The sequence below is a fragment of the Escherichia sp. WS1152 genome (genome assembly GCF_046487665.1).
Classification (GTDB): Bacteria; Pseudomonadota; Gammaproteobacteria; order Enterobacterales; family Enterobacteriaceae; genus Escherichia; species Escherichia coli.
In genome coordinates this window covers 398,105-413,299 of sequence record NZ_JBJQJA010000001.1, presented here as the reverse complement: position 1 = coordinate 413,299, position 15,195 = coordinate 398,105, and the positions used below count along the sequence as shown (strand labels likewise).

Annotated in this window: 15 protein-coding genes and 1 tRNA gene; 1 reads left to right on the top strand and 15 read right to left on the bottom strand. The window is 49.3% G+C overall.

All coding sequences use genetic code 11. The features are described from left to right. Positions 1 to 117 precede the first annotated feature (117 nt). A tRNA-Ser gene (locus ACJHW7_RS01875) sits at positions 118 to 205 on the top strand. Between the two features lie 192 nt (positions 206 to 397). Here ACJHW7_RS01875 and ycdU read toward each other — a convergent pair. From ycdU to acpS, 15 genes are all read right to left on the bottom strand, one after another. Further along, positions 398 to 1,384, bottom strand: coding sequence for a protein YcdU (gene ycdU, locus ACJHW7_RS01870; protein WP_063118271.1), 987 nt, complete (start codon positions 1,382 to 1,384; stop codon positions 398 to 400). After that, complete coding sequence (locus ACJHW7_RS01865; protein ID WP_001536743.1) at positions 1,381 to 2,322, bottom strand: ACP S-malonyltransferase; 942 nt, start codon at positions 2,320 to 2,322, stop codon at positions 1,381 to 1,383. The genes ycdU and ACJHW7_RS01865 overlap by 4 nt, the downstream gene beginning before the upstream one ends. 13 nt (positions 2,323 to 2,335) lie before the next feature. Beyond that, positions 2,336 to 3,724, bottom strand: coding sequence for a hypothetical protein (locus ACJHW7_RS01860; RefSeq protein WP_040234655.1), 1,389 nt, complete (start codon positions 3,722 to 3,724; stop codon positions 2,336 to 2,338). Further along, a complete protein-coding gene (locus ACJHW7_RS01855) occupies positions 3,721 to 4,509 on the bottom strand; it encodes an outer membrane lipoprotein-sorting protein (protein ID WP_040234654.1) in 789 nt (262 codons plus the stop codon). The genes ACJHW7_RS01860 and ACJHW7_RS01855 overlap by 4 nt, the downstream gene beginning before the upstream one ends. Before the next feature lie 8 nt (positions 4,510 to 4,517). Further along, the gene (locus ACJHW7_RS01850) at positions 4,518 to 5,828 is read right to left on the bottom strand and encodes an ABC transporter permease (RefSeq protein WP_040234652.1); all 1,311 of its coding nucleotides are present in this window, start codon (positions 5,826 to 5,828) and stop codon (positions 4,518 to 4,520) included. Then, positions 5,829 to 6,485, bottom strand: coding sequence for a hypothetical protein (locus ACJHW7_RS01845; protein WP_040234651.1), 657 nt, complete (start codon positions 6,483 to 6,485; stop codon positions 5,829 to 5,831). Beyond that, positions 6,469 to 7,176, bottom strand: coding sequence for an ABC transporter ATP-binding protein (locus tag ACJHW7_RS01840; protein ID WP_001192027.1), 708 nt, complete (start codon positions 7,174 to 7,176; stop codon positions 6,469 to 6,471). Before ACJHW7_RS01840 ends, ACJHW7_RS01845 begins: the two co-directional genes overlap by 17 nt. 10 nt (positions 7,177 to 7,186) lie before the next feature. Beyond that, positions 7,187 to 8,140 carry a hypothetical protein gene (locus ACJHW7_RS01835; protein ID WP_000137012.1) on the bottom strand — a complete coding sequence of 318 codons (954 nt, stop codon included), beginning with the start codon at positions 8,138 to 8,140 and terminating at the stop codon, positions 7,187 to 7,189. Further along, positions 8,137 to 9,360 (bottom strand): beta-ketoacyl synthase, encoded by a 1,224-nt coding sequence (locus ACJHW7_RS01830; protein WP_021574567.1) that lies wholly within the window; start codon positions 9,358 to 9,360, stop codon positions 8,137 to 8,139. The genes ACJHW7_RS01835 and ACJHW7_RS01830 overlap by 4 nt, the downstream gene beginning before the upstream one ends. A 4-nt stretch (positions 9,361 to 9,364) precedes the next feature. Further along, positions 9,365 to 11,923, bottom strand: a complete 2,559-nt coding sequence (locus ACJHW7_RS01825; protein ID WP_021574566.1) for a beta-ketoacyl-[acyl-carrier-protein] synthase family protein — start codon at positions 11,921 to 11,923, stop codon at positions 9,365 to 9,367. Positions 11,924 to 11,996: 73 nt separating this feature from the next. Further along, complete coding sequence (locus ACJHW7_RS01820; protein ID WP_040234650.1) at positions 11,997 to 13,157, bottom strand: aminomethyltransferase family protein; 1,161 nt, start codon at positions 13,155 to 13,157, stop codon at positions 11,997 to 11,999. 35 nt (positions 13,158 to 13,192) lie between these two features. Further along, positions 13,193 to 13,474, bottom strand: a complete 282-nt coding sequence (locus ACJHW7_RS01815) for an acyl carrier protein (RefSeq protein ID WP_000106017.1) — start codon at positions 13,472 to 13,474, stop codon at positions 13,193 to 13,195. A 21-nt stretch (positions 13,475 to 13,495) separates the two neighbouring features. Beyond that, complete coding sequence (locus tag ACJHW7_RS01810; protein ID WP_000049966.1) at positions 13,496 to 14,044, bottom strand: 3-hydroxyacyl-ACP dehydratase FabZ family protein; 549 nt, start codon at positions 14,042 to 14,044, stop codon at positions 13,496 to 13,498. A 3-nt stretch (positions 14,045 to 14,047) separates the two neighbouring features. Continuing rightward, on the bottom strand, positions 14,048 to 14,809 hold the full coding sequence (locus ACJHW7_RS01805) for an SDR family NAD(P)-dependent oxidoreductase (RefSeq protein ID WP_122998955.1): 762 nt from the start codon (positions 14,807 to 14,809) through the stop codon (positions 14,048 to 14,050). 13 nt (positions 14,810 to 14,822) lie between these two features. After that, entirely contained in the window at positions 14,823 to 15,191 is a 369-nt protein-coding gene (acpS, locus tag ACJHW7_RS01800; RefSeq protein WP_001219669.1) for a holo-ACP synthase, read from the bottom strand. Positions 15,192 to 15,195: the final 4 nt, after the last annotated feature.

Here is a 15,195-nt window from a genome sequence, read left to right as displayed (position 1 = left end):
AAACTGCATATTGATTGAAGTTTGAATAAACGCGCGATTTTTTCAAAAAGTTTGTTGACCTCAGGTCATGATTTCCCTAAATTAGCGCCCGTTCCAGCAAGACAGGAACGACAATTTGGTGAGGTGTCCGAGTGGCTGAAGGAGCACGCCTGGAAAGTGTGTATACGGCAACGTATCGGGGGTTCGAATCCCCCCCTCACCGCCATATTTAAAGAAGAGCTCGTACGAAAGTACGGGCTTTTTTTTCGTATATTGCACACACCGGGTGCCCCCGCCCACGTCTGTTAGGGCGAGGGGAAATCGTGCACATCAACTGTCTGGTTACTCAGTCAACAATCAAAATGCGCAAGAGAGTACAGAACATATATGTATTATCTGGTCACTTCCTATCACTTCCTCACTTATTAAAATGCCCCCAACGGAAATACATGTCACATGCCATCATAAAATCGTTATGCCAGAGGAATCGACAATAGAAAAAATAGTAAATTAAGCACGGTACATAGCAGAGTAAAAAATAGGCTTCAAACCAAATCCGCCATTCCACAAGCGTTGCCAATACCGACACCAGCGTAATCCACATCACTTCAATAACCAGCAATATGAATAACCGAAGCCAAAGCGGCTTGGCAAAAAAGGTCGACAACACATTTTCACTGGAGAAAAAGAGATCGATTTCCTGCAAAAAAAGCCTGCCCAAAAAAGCGTACCGCCTGGAGAAGCGCAGAAAAAACAGATTAATCGCCAACACTACGCCACAAAGAATGAGCAATGCAATTATCGATTTAAACGTTAACCACTGCCCCTCTATCACAAAAGAATCACTGTTACGCAACGGGCTGATAGTAAGCAGGTTAACAACCGTTGAGATGCACACCGAAAGCAGCACATAGCGAGTCAGACTTTTATATTTTACTTTTTTCGCTACTGAAATAGCGACCTGCTTGACATAACTGGTGCGGATCATCCGAAACAGCAGAAAGATAACCAACGGCCCAAGTAACGAAATCAGGAACAGCGCATATAACGAGGGTAGACGCTGGTATAGCCCCCAACTCATTGCACTCAACATGATTAACGACAGAAATCCTGCCACCAGAGGTTGCGTAATAAATAATTCTATTTTGTGGTTCTGCTTTTTCTTAAACCACGAAAAATCGATATTCTTCGTGACGCATTTATAAGCCCAGTACGCCTTGAGATCAAAAATAAAATTATACAGCACCAGGGCCAGAATCCCACTAACGACACCAATATCCTCTGATGGAAAAGTAAATCCTGCATTTTTCCAATAAAAGCCTATCAGAATAAGTCCAATAGCATAAATGTATATCAGACTTCGTTTATCCTGAAAGCGAATAAAAGTTAAATAATCAGGAATCATTTGAATACCTTCGCATCACTAAATGCTTTACGACAATGCATAACTCGTTGCTGATCCACGCCAGCGAAATCATTTAACATATTCCCCAAATAGGGCTTATTACTTATTTCAAGGAAAGCTACCGAGGTTGGCATATTCAGAAATGTATCGAGAGATTCAGTCCATTTCACCGTATGAGTTAAGTGTAATGAGAGATTTTCTTTGATAATTGACGGAGCGACCTCGCTTTTTGCTGTTACGTTCATCAGAACCTGATGCTCTGGCGAAGCGATATCCAGTCCGGCAAGATAATCGCGCATTGCCTGAACGCCGTCTTCCATCAAACGCGTGTGCCAGGCACCGCTCACACCGAGTTTAACCGGTTCGTATCCAGCGGCCATCAGCAGCGTGGCAAATTCATTCAACGCAGCCTGCGTTCCCCCAATAACCTGCTGGCGCGGCGTGTTATCACAGCTAATATCCAGCGCAATGCCTGATTCCGTAATCATCGTCTGCAGTTGTTCGCGGTTGATGCCTTTAACCGCCAGCATTGCGCCTTTATTTCTCTGGCTTTCGTCATGCATTAGGCTGGCTCTGAAGTGAATCATGCCAAATAGCGTCTCAAGAGAAATAGCTCCAGCGGCGTAGAGCGCACTGTATTCACCAACGCTGTGTCCGCAGGAGCCCACAACCGTTAAATTCTCAAGACGCTCGCGGCACAGGGTATAGAGCGTTACATTAATTGCGGTCACCGCCAGTTGTTGTACCGTCGTTTGAATAAGGCGATTCATCGGCCCTTTCTGACACAGGCGACGCAGGTTCAGTCCGGAAATATCGCTGGCACAATCCCAGATATGTTTTGTACTGGCGTTGAGATCCCAAAGATCGCTGCCCATACCAATAACCGGATTACCCTGACCGGCAAAAAGCAGTACTGTCGGTTGTGAAGCATTATTCATCATCTCTTTATCCTTATAGATAGTATTTAAAGCCCAAATAAAGGCCTAACGTGTCGCCAAAAAGCGCAAATTCAGAATACCGACTTCCCAGCGCGCTATAGCCACCGGCATAGGCTTCAAGCTGGTTACTGATAGCGCTGAGCGGCGTGGAATAATGCAGGCCCAGCAACGTGCTGCCATCAATGAGATTGACCACCAGCGAAGGCTGCAGCGTCGACTCTCCCGCCAGCGGCAGACTGGCCCAGGCGTTCAGATAGTGCTTACCCTGCAGCATCCCCTGATTGGCGGTATTGCTGATTTCTGAAGCCATCAGGTATTTGTAAGAATCAAATGCCTGATCCAGTGGCGCATAGCCGGTTGTGGTATTGAGGAAGTCAATTAACTCGCGCTGCTGACGCTGTTCAGCGCGCGAATACCCCTCGCTCTGAAAGTAATACTCAACGCCAAACACGCTGAAATTATCGCTGGTGTACTGCCCCCCCAGGGCCAGCTCCACGCCGCTTTCGTCTTTCGTTTCATAGAGCGAATCCGGAAACTGATATTCCTCGACCTGCGCCGTCTCATGGTGGGAAAGATGCCGCCATTGTTGGGAGCGGTGGTAGGCTGCGTCGACATTCAGCGTCAGCTGCGGGGTGTAGTGATAACTGTCAGACAGCGCGAGTGACGGCGATGGTCCGAGCCGCACATTGACTGTCGGCGTGTGCTCACCAAAGCGATGGTCGCTGTAGCTCAGCAGATAGGCTTCATCGCTGTTTCCCTGCTGATTAGCAGACCAGTTGCCAGACGTCACATAGCGTTTGTCGATGGTGGCTAACTTCGGTATGACGCTCGCCGAAAACGCATAATCGCGTGTATCCAAGTTCATTTTTGCGCCCCACGATGACGCCTGATACGCCGATGTCATTTTGGGATCGTGCAAACGTGTCGACTGGAATCCGGTGTAATAATGCGTTTGCAAATCAGAAGGCGAACGCAAAAAGAACATTCCTGACGGCGCGGCAAATTTTCCAGCTTCAAATTGAACGCTGTCCGAAGCGCTATAGACCAGACTGAGGCGGTTAATTAACGCACGCGTGCGGCTATCATCCGTTTCGAATTTCCCTGCGGGTTTAAGCGCATATTCGTTTATTCCATACAGATTGAGCTTAAGCTCCAGCGTATTGTCGATTATCGAACAACCGCTATTGATGCCAATCCCCGCCTCCTGATAACCGTTGTGACGTGTGTAGGGATTTTTGCCTGCAATCTGCCAGGCCGAAGCCTGTTTATTGACATAAGACACCTGCTCGTAAAGCGTCACATCGCTGTTTTGTGCCACCTCGTCACCTGACAGGCAATCCGCCTGTACCGTCAACGGCAGCGCAACACACAGCAACGAAGAGATCTTCAGCGTACGTTTCATTTCGCACCTCGCTGAATATACTCTTTGGTGAAATGAAACTCCGGCAGCGATTCCAGACGAACATCGCTGTACTCCATCACTGAATAGTTATTGCCGTGACGAACATCGGTAACGGTTATTTTCATGGGTCGCGTTTTCCCCAACACCGGCTGGAAATCCTGATACAACACTTCTTTTATTAACTGGTCATCCTGCGAATAATAGGCCGCCTTCCACGGGCGATTATCACCGTCTTTTTCAACGTAATAGATAACCTTCGGCCAGGTGATATCCGCCGATTTACGCACCAGCGCCAGCTTGTAACACTGCTTTTCAGCACACGTGACTTCCCCCACCAGGGTCGAGTCATAGGCATATTCAAAGTTAGTGACAATGACATCGCCGTTAGAGATTTGCCCAATTAATCTTTGTTGCCGTGAAATAGGCATAGGACGTCGCAGTTCCGGCGTGTAAAACCATAAATCGTACCAGTCGGAAAGCATGATTTTTCCTTTATCTCGCGGCGGATAAATAAAACGCACCAGCGAGCGTGCATCCGCTTTTTCATTACCCTGCGGTTTCATAAAGCGCATGGAAATATCGAGGACCTGTTTATTCTCTGGCTGGGTTGCGCCCGCTTTATATTCCGTTACCGTCAGCGTGTAACGAAACGGTTTATTCGGCGAACGAATTTCGTCAGCGCGACGAATTATCTCCAGCGCCTTATTATCTGTGCTCGCCGCCTGAACGCACGACGTAGCGAGCCACAGGCAAGCAAACCACTTGCCGTAAAAAGCCATATTCATAATTAGCCCTATGAGAATTTAAATGCGTCAGAAATATTCAGCCGGGAAGCACGTAAAGCCGGTAACACAGAGGCGCCTGTTGCTGTCAAAATGGGTAATACCACCGTCACCCAAATCAATTCCGGGTTACTGGTTTTTATAAAGGCGGTATAGCCGATGGTTTGTCCAGGCGATGGCGGCATCGCAATACCATAAAGATTAATAATCCAGGCTAACACGCCCCCCACCAGCAGGCTGCCGACGGCGCCAATCACACCAATAAAAATGCCTTCTGTCAGAAACAAGCGCGTGACGTGAAGCGGCTTCAGGCCTATGGCACGCAGAGTGGTAATTTCACGGGTGCGCTCAACAATGTTCATTGCCATCGAGTTGCCGATCATGAAGATGACAATCAGCGCAACAATCAGCTTGATGAAGAAATAGATCCCCGATAGCAACCCTTCAACCTGTTGATAAAAGAGTGAAACATCACGCCAGTCTTTGACCACCAGCGGCAAATGATTGCGTTCGATAAATTGACGCAGCTTTGCGCTAAACGCCGCGGTGTCATCTTCTTTAAGCAGAATTAGCACTTTGCTGACGCCATCCGTACCCATCATGCGCTGCGCGGTGTCCAGCGGGATCTTCATCGCGACATCGTCATAATCTTTAATGCCTGACTCAAAAATGCCACGCAGTTTTAGCGACAATGCGCCCTGCCCGCCCGCCGTGTTGACCACCATCACATCCAGCCAGTCGTCGTATTTCGCATTCAACGTTTTCGCCAGACCGCTGCCCAGGGTGATTTCATCACCTTTTACCTGGGAAAGATCGCTCCCCGCGATAATCTTATCGAACGATCCCAGCTTTAAAGCGGGTAACGGCTCCACCCCCAGCGCGGAGAAATAGCTGGAGGTTTCGCTCTCGTAATGTGAAATTACGCCAGTAAACTCCAGTTGCCCGGAGAGCGTGGAAATATCCGCCGCCAGCGTCGGGTCCGACAAAATAGCTTTCTTTAACGCCGCATAATCGGCAATCAGGCTCTTATTTTTATTCGACGTTTCAAAATAGTGCTGATTGTAAATTTGTACATGACCAATATTGGTACGAATCGTCTGCTCTTTCAGGATCCAGAAAGAGTAATCAATAAATCCGCCATATAAAAAAATTGCCACGCCACCCAATACAATGGCGGTTATAGTAGAAAAAGAGCGACGCTTGTGGCGAAAGAGATTCAAAAATGCAAATTTGACATCTCGTGAATAAAACAGAAGCTGATAAAACACAAAAAACAGAATCAGCAGCAGAACGCTATTAACAGCTAAAATTTCCCCGGACATTTACTCACCTTTCATCAGCGGCAGCAGTACCTGGGTTAACTCTTCACTATCCCATTCTGGTACAACATTAAAATCCTGCGTCAGCGACTGCGCAAGCGCGGCGTTTTGCCCTTTAATTTGCGCCAACAATGTATTCGCGCGGGTGGTGTCCTTGCAGTGACGTAAGGCGCGATAACGCATAGCCAGAATATGGTCGCGGATCGTTGTCGTCCATATCGCCGGGTCAGCCAGCATGTGTTCAGTGTCTTTGACTGTCACCACGCAACGCCCTGAGTCTGCGGGTAAATAGGCATCTACGCGGGCGCGTAAATAGCGTACGCGTTGATTTTTCTCCTGCAAATCCACCGCTTCATCCAACCAGAAAAAGCCGCTTTTGGCGTATTCTGAGGCATGGATAAAATCGTTTGTTGCCGCATAACCGTCCGCTTGACGCAGTAAGCCATAGGCGTAAAAAACCAGCGCCACCACATTGTGCCTGGCTTCATACTCTTTCTTTAACGCCTCGGTCAGCGTCGCCAGCGCGGCAGGCTGCGCCGGGAGCCCCTGTTGCAGAACCTGGTTAACAGCGTCGGGTGTTGCCGCGTAAATCTTCGGAGCCACAAACGCCGCGTACAAAAAGACGCCGATGAGCAAAAATCCTTTATGCATCTGAGTCATGAATCAATACTCCATCCTGAATTTCAACCACTCGCCGTGCCCGCGCTTTTAATTCGCTGGAGTGCGTGGAAATAACAAATGTGGTGCCGGTCTGCTGATTAATCGTCAACAACAAGTCCAAAATAGCCTCGCCGGTTGCCAGGTCTAAATTTCCCGTCGGTTCATCGGCAATGACCACCATAGGTTCGTGGGCCAGTGCCCTGGCGATGGCGACACGCTGTTGTTGACCGCCCGATAATTGTCCAGGTTTGCGATCGCCAAAACCGCTTAATCCAACACTATCGAGATAATGCAGCGTCCGTTCAGTGGCTTCTTTTTTACTGAACTGACCATTAAGCACCAGTGGGAAATAAACGTTATCGAAAACATTTAATACCGGCATAAGGTTAAAAAACTGAAAAATAAAACCCAAATGTTTTCCACGAATCACAGCCAACTGCTCTTCTGGCAGTTGGTTCAGTAATTTATTTAAAAATATCACCGTTCCGCTGGTCGGTTTATCAATACCCGAGAGAATATTCAACAGAGTACTTTTACCACTGCCTGACGGCCCACACAGTGCGAGAAATTCGCCTTTATTGATATCAAGATTAATGCTTTTAAGCGCATCAACCTTTCCTGCCCCAGCGCCATAACACTTATAAATATTGCTAAGCGAAATAGCGGGCAACGATTTAATAGTAGATTGCATACGACTGTCGTTATCCTTCAAGGTATTCAAGGTCAAAGTAGTGATAACCAAACTGTTTATCGGCAATGACCGTACGCATTTTTCCACCGGGCTGAATATGACGGGTTAAATAATCCATACTCAACGCGGGCGTCAGACAACCGCTTTCACCGTAATGGGCCACCAGGTCGATAACGCCAGCAGCAGGCCGGGACGGCATTTGTTGCCGTTCGCTGAAGGCCATGACATCAATATCCGTAGCATGCTGTGGCGCAGTGCCGGAATGATATTCCCCGCATTGCAGCCTGATGGCGCTCTCACGCTGGCTGAGAATAAAACAACCCACTCGTTCAACAGATAAATTCACCTCATCAGCACGACGGGGAAATAAACGCTTAGGCGGTTTACCCACATCTTCTTCAGAGAATACCAGCACCGGAATTGCCCGATAGGCAGCACAAATCACCACGTTATCGAATACATCCCAGGCGAGATAATCCTGCGCCATACGCAGCGCCTGAACGAATGCCTGTTTTTCGCCGCGAATCTTGCAAGTCGGTTCCGTTATCGAAAACTTCTTAAGTAAATTCTTGGGAAGCGTATCAATAGTGGCGATATGCAGCGCACTGGAAATTTTTTCAAACGAACCGGATTCGCCCCAGGAATCGGCATAAATAAATGCCGTGCGCGATTTCATTAACTTCATGCGTTCTTTAGTCGGCATTTGTTGTAATGCGGAATCGGTCACCTGCTCCATCGCCTCAAGGTAAGGCATATATTGCGGATTACGGATCCGTTCCGGCGCATAAATATCGTTCTCAACGCCAAAGCGCTTCAGCCCCCAGCCATTAGCACGGGTGCCATATAATCCTCTTTCGTACATATGTGCTTCCCAGGCGTTGAGCCAGGTCGGCTGATAAAAATAAAAAATGTCGTCCGGTTCCGTAAGCGCCCAGGAAGACAGGTAGATACTCTTTTCCGTCATTTCGCGCGCCCCGCTTGCATATTTGACATAACAACGCCAATAACCGAACCATCGACACCCACACCAACCTTCAGCAAATGGCGTTTGCTATGGTTTGTCACGCTGCCGTCCGTAAGTACCAGCGAAGCCATGCTGTCGATAATGACGTCGTTGCCAACAGGTGCGATCAGTTGATGATGCGTCAACGAATGGTGACCAATGATCAGATCGACAACACCAGATCCGGTTGCGGTATAGCCGATCTGCCCTTTATAGGCGAGAACGGGGATCTGCCGCTCCCCTGCGAACATGGTGATGGCTTTGGCTTCCGCGTTATCGCTCACTGCCGAACCGTTGCCGTGTGGAAGAATGGCTGCAAGATCCTCCAGCGCAATTTCAGCCTGCTTCATCGCGGCCTGCATGACCTTGTGCACGTTAGTGCTAAGCCAGGAGGCATCGTTGCTGCGGCCCGCGCTGATTTGGGTGTAAGTCGTTTGCACCCTTACGCCCTCACTTTGTTGACGCGCCCGGCGGTGATGAACGCTTTCCAGTAGGAGCGCGCTAAAACCTTCTGCGAACGCCACACCTTTACTGTTTTCACCAAACGGCTGAACCTGTTCGCTGTCCAGCATCGATTGAGTTTCCAGGAACCAGATGTCCTGGGTTTTAATTTTCGAACAGTTCAGCACAATCGCGAGATCAATCCCGCCCTGCTCAATACCCTGCGTCGCCAGATGCACCGCAGTCAGTGACGAGTTACTGGTGCAGTTCATGTTAGGCGGCAAATACTGCAAGCGATATTTGCGCGCAAGATGGCTTGAAATCGTGTCCTGCGACATCTTTGAGGCATGCAGATTTGTGATGGATTGCGTTAAGTTGATATCTTCTACATCGTTGTAATTATAGAAAGACTTGTAATCCAGCCCGTCGATACGCGGCCCAATACCGGTCAGGTAAACGCGAACGTTGCGCCCGGCCAGGCAATGCTTATCCAGCATTGCCTGTTCCAGGGCTTCGTCGATCAACTGAGACAGCAGGTCCAATGCGCTATCGTCCACCTGTTTCAACGTCGCCACTGACGGATTACCCTTAAACCCGCATTTAATGGCCTCCTCGTTGGAGGTAAACCAGGGTGTACGCGCAACGCGTTTCCCCTGTTTCAGATTGTCAATTAACTGCGAACAGTCTTCGGCATACGGCATCCACACGCTGTAACCCGAAATAATAGCGGCATTGTCCACAGTCTTATCCCTTAATGACGAACGCGTAGTAGTTGCCGCCTTCCGTTGCGCCAACAAGCAGGACATGGTTCAGCGCAAGTTTCATCGACTGTCGTACAAAATTCACACGCTCATCAAAGAATTCCACCGTATTTGGAATCGCAGGTACTGCCTGCTTCTTAATGCAGTCAGTAATCACGGCGAGGTTAAGCAAACCAGCGGCAGAGGCGACAAAACCAAAGCAAGCGTTATAGTTCACTACCGGCACCGCCGGGTTTTGCGCGGCGAAGGTGTTGTAAATCGCGTCAATTTCGATACGAGAATGGTCATCGCTACCGTTGCTGGTACCACATACCAAATCAATATCGCCAGCAGAGATGCCCGCATGCGTAAGGGCGCGTTCAATGGCCAGCGCCATCGACGCGGATTTTTCTTCCAACAATGAGGCGTCGAAGTAGGTATTGCTGCATGACTTGCCGTAGCCCACCACTTCCGCGAGAACCTCAGCGCCACGCGCCGCAGCCAACTGTGGATCTTCCAGCAGCAGCATGCAGGCACCCTCGCCCGGAACATAACCCTGCGGATCTTTACCGTAAATCTGATAGTCGCTCGCCTCAGCCGTCATGTGGATCTTTTGCGTCACCGCATCCATATACAGCGACATAGACGGGAAGTACTCGTCCGCGCCGCCAACCAATACCTGCGGTTGCAGGTTCTGCCGGACGATTTCATAACCGTAGGTCAGCGCGCCCAGCGCCGAGTTTTCCCCTGTCGCAAGCGTAGTGGTATACCCTTTGATCCCTTCAGAGATCCCGCAGAACGTTGGGATCGCATTCATCAACGAGCCAGGAAATTCCGACGTACGTACTTTGCGTGGATCGGGTTTCAGACTTTGCAGATATTTGTAGGTGGTTTCCTGCGGGCCGCGGGACATCCCCATGATCATGCCCAGCTCATCGCCGTCGCGTTTGATTTTACGCTTCGCCTGTTCCAGCGCTTCGGTGAGTGCGATCAGGGCAAACGTGCCGCCACGGGTTGCTTTACGCTGATCGAAACGACGCAGGTGTTTACGCGGCTCCAGCCCGGAAACCTGGAACGTTTTGAAGTTGCTTGCCGTTTCCGGAAGCGTAGCGTCGCTGAAGCTGTACTCTTCATCAAACAGCTCGGCAAACTGGTTTGATTCATCCAGCACGGCCAGCAGCTCTTTGGCTTCTTCCAGTGTATCGTCCGGGAAGGTTACGCTACCCAGTTCAACGTGGTGGTCCTGCGCCCAGATGTTTTCCAGAACCTGGTTGAGCGTGTGGCCTATTGCGGATACTGCACCGACGCCCGAGATAGCCACACGCTTCGAATCATAGGTACTGACCGGAATGGACGCGGGCTCCATGCTCAGGATCATGCAGCAATTGTTGCCGCCGAAGGCATAGTTATTCTTCATGAAGATGTTCACTTTGCGATCGCGAAATTCATTCGGCACATAGTCCAGATCGCAATTCGGGCGTGCCTGGCTGAAATTCAGTGTCGGCAGTACGCGGTTGTCCGGCAGTGTTGCCAGACAGGCAATCAGTTCCACAATCCCCGCTGCGCCAATGTTGTGGCCAAAGTAAGATTTGGTGGAGCTCACCAGCAGTTTATCGTGGTTAGCAAAGACCTTTTTCATTGCCAGCGTTTCGATACGGTCATTGGCTTCAGTACCCGTACCGTGCGCGTTGACGTAGTCGATTTGCTCCGGTGTGACGCCCGCATTTGCCATTGCCTTGTTCATGACCTGCACCGCACCGCTGGCACGCGGATCTGGCCCGGTCTCATGGAAAGCATCGCAGGAAGTGGCGTAAGAGAGGATCTCACCATAAATGGTCGCCCCGCGTGCTACGGCGTGCTCATACTCTTCCAGTACGATAGCGCCCGCACCTTCACCAATCGACATACCGGACTGACCCGAGAACGGCGTACAAGTGTCTGGATGCATGACATTCAGTGCGTAGAATCCGGCAAAGGTCGGCAGATAGATGGGCTCGGTACCTACTGCCAGCATGGTTTTGCTTTTACCATTCTGGATGTAGTCAAAGGCCATCCCCACGGCGTTCGGGCTGGCGGTACACGCTGTCGCGACCAGTTCAACCCCACCCTGTAAGCCCAGCAGCGTTGAAACGCTGGAACAACAGGATGAGAATGCGCCGGAAAAAAGGGCTTTGCGCAGCGAGAAATCTTCCATGCGCTGTTCGAACAGCGGTAAAAAGGCCTCTGTACCCGCGGACGAAACACCGACGATCATGCCTGTTTCTTTGAGGGTGTCACGGCTATCCATCAGGCCGGCCTGACTCAGCGCATCTTTACCCACTTTGTAGGCCCAGAGCGCTGCGTTATCCAGTGAATCGATAACATCATCGTTCAGATCGGAGTATTCAATGTCATGCAACACTTCTGCCGCACGCGCATTTTCAAACCATTTTGCAAAGCGTTCGCTATCCGCAACGCCATTTTTTTTATTTAATAATGCTTCCCGGAAATCCTGAATATTTTCCGCCAGTGAGGACAAAATCCCCAGCCCGGTAATAACAACTCTTTTCCTGTTCGTTTTCATGAAGAATACCTGGCAATCCCGCCAATTGGGGTTAATTTAAGCCGCGTAAACTATAGTCACGCGGCGATATTCATTACGCTGCGCTTTTATTTTTTGACGCGTCGATATAACTGTGCTCAGTTGGGCTAACCAACATGCTCAGGTTATAAATAAACGGCATACATTTTGATTGCGCTGGAATAATTCCGTGGGCAGTTTGAATTTCGTAGCCGCTGATATCAGACCAGGCGTAATCCTTTTCCAGCAGGGTCAGGGCAATGAAACGCTGCAATGCCGGGGAAAATACCGCTTTCACTACATAACCCACGTCTTGACCTTCCACCAGCACGCGATCGCCAGCCTCAATGTCTTCGCATTCTTCCTGTGCGATCATGCCGATGAGTTTATTACCGGTATACTCCTGGGAGAGCTCTGTCACCGCGTCCTTGCCAATAAAATCATCTTTGTCGTACTGCACCGCCCACTGCATCTGCAACTGAACCGGATTCACCGCCTGACCTTCCCACAGGCTGGCATCCCAGCATGGATTTTCGAGGCGTACGATTTTTTGATAATCCAGGCCGCCGGTCTGCATCAGGTATTTCTCGCCGACGGTTAACAGTTTTTCCCACTGCTCCGCCAGTTTCGCCTGCTCACCGATGGTCATGTACGCATACTCACCGTGTTTACCACAGCGGAAGATCAGCAGATCCTCATCGGTATTCATGTATTCGTAGTAAGGCAGGCCAATCACGTCAAAGCCATGAATTTCAGACATGATCTCCCAGGAGTATGGGCCTTCGAGCAGGATTGCCCCCCAGTTGTTTTCCCGCATATCCTGAATTTCAGGCAGCGATTGAATATCCAGTTCTTCCGCTTTTTCGAGAATGGTATTCATGCTGGCGATCAGTTCGGTAGCCGAAATATCTTCAGACAGCAGGTAATAACCGTCGATGCTGCACAGCACATAGACGTCTCCGCGAATGGTGCCCTCTTCATTCAACACCAGTGAGTAGATTGCCTGCTCATCACGAATGATGGAGACATCTGCGGAAACCAGCTGGTTGATCAGCGCCCAGGCATCATCGCCCATGACGCTAACAATAGAGAGGTGAGAATAGTCCACCAGCAGCGCGTTTTCACGAACGGCTTTATATTCGGTCATAGCATCGTGATAAGAAGAAGGTAGGGTACGGTTGTTATATACCCCCATTACCGCATTATTTTTCAAGTGAAATTCAGCAAGAGATTTCATAAAAGTGTCCTGATAATTAATTCTTTAATAAGTAGTTAATCGTTTTTCTTTTGAATAACGAAGGTGGCCAGACTATTGATACTGCGCATATAGGACGGGTCGTCACTTTCGCTGATCTTGATATCAAATACTTTATCCAGCAGAACGACAATTTCCGTTGCATCGACGGAGTCCAGTTTAAAACCATTACCAAACAGCGCAGTATCATCATCAATTTGCGCTTCATCGCGTTGAATATTCAGTCGCTGGATGATCTCCGTTTTAATGGTCATCAGAACTTCTTTACGCTGTTCAATAGCGTCATTCATGGTAGACATAATATTTACTCTCTTATTGGATTACTTGGTTTCACGGAAATTGATAATGGTGCCCTGACTAATCAGCTTTTTACCGACGTACGCGGTCACGGAATAGTGTTTAAAGCCACTGGCATCCGAAAAAGCCAATTTGCTGACAACATCAATAGAATCACCCGGATAGGCGATATCTTTAAATTTCAGGTTCTGAGCAGCCAGCACGCCGCGTACCTGGCTGCGCCGGGTACGGATAATCTCCAGCATTTCAGGGCGGTGAATGCGTGCGTGAATATCACGTAACGACTTCAGCTCTTCCTCAAAACGTTCGCGCCAGATATCGCAAATGTCGGTCAGGAAAGAGAGATACTCGCTGGCCTGGCCGAAGATTTCCGAAATAATCACCCCGGGCATAATCGGATCTTCCGGGAAATGCCCCAGTAGATACGGTTCGTTATAGGTGACGTGTTTCACGACACTGACAAAGCCATTTTCACCGTATTTATAATCTGCAATTTTATCGACCATCAGCAGCGGCTGACGCCAGCCGCCCATTTCGAGGAAGATTTTCGAAGGAATCGTGTATTTAGACATAAATCACCGCATGACCAGGCCGCCATCGATAACGATGGTCTGGCCGACAATGTAGCTGGAGGCAGAGGAACTTAAGAAGACGATGGTGTTCGCCACTTCTTCACATTTCCCCAGACGGCGTAACGGGATGGTACTGGTTACCGCACGGACCACTGCGCGGGATACTTTTTTCACCATTTTCGATTCAATCATTCCCGGTGCGACCGCGTTGACGCGCACGCCCCAAGGTGCCATTTCTGCTGCCAGCGTGCGGGTGAAGCCGAGGATCGCCCCTTTTGACGCGCTGTAATTCGCCTGACCGACGCTGGGGATCAGCGCTGCAATAGAGGCAACGTTAATAATGGCGGGATTTTCTGCCGCACGAAGCAGCATCAGCGCGTCTTTCGTCAGACGGAAAATGCTGAACATGTTGGTTTCGATAACCTGGGTGAAATCCTCATAGCTCATCGAGGCAAACAGGCTGTCTTTAACGATGCCCGCGTTATTCACCAGCACATCAATCTTGCCAGCTTCGCGCTCTATCTGTTCGCACAATGCGCTCACGCTCTGGGGGCAGGCGAGATCGCACTGCACAATATGCAGTTTATCGCCTGCCGGATGGCTTGCTTTCAGCGTCGTTAATTGCACGTCGTTGGATTTATAAAGCGCATAAACATCGCAGCTCTGCTCCAGATATTTTTCGCAAATACCCAGCCCAATATCACCACTGGCTCCTGTCACCAGTACGGTTTTTTCATTTAAATCATTATATTTGTACATATTCATCACATATGTTGAGTTAATAAACGATGACAGTCGCAATGGCGTGGGTACGGCAATGCGAAATACTCAGGGAGTTATTTTGCAACCCCTGCCCGATAAAAATTTCTTGTAGTCTTCCGGAAATAACGAAATAAGGTGCTTTGGCCGCATCATGCTTTATTTCAATATCCTGGAAACGTACGCCATCACGAAAACCACAACCAATCGCTTTAACTAACGCTTCTTTCGCCGCCCAGAATCCAGAAGCCCGTTCATAATCAGGTTCTGCAGGATTAATGAGTAAGCGCTCATGAGCAGTATAAACACGCTCATAAAAAGCCATCTCTCCATTAATAATGGCTTTGGTTATTCTGGCAATTTCAACAATATCTGTCCCTATTCTCATTAGT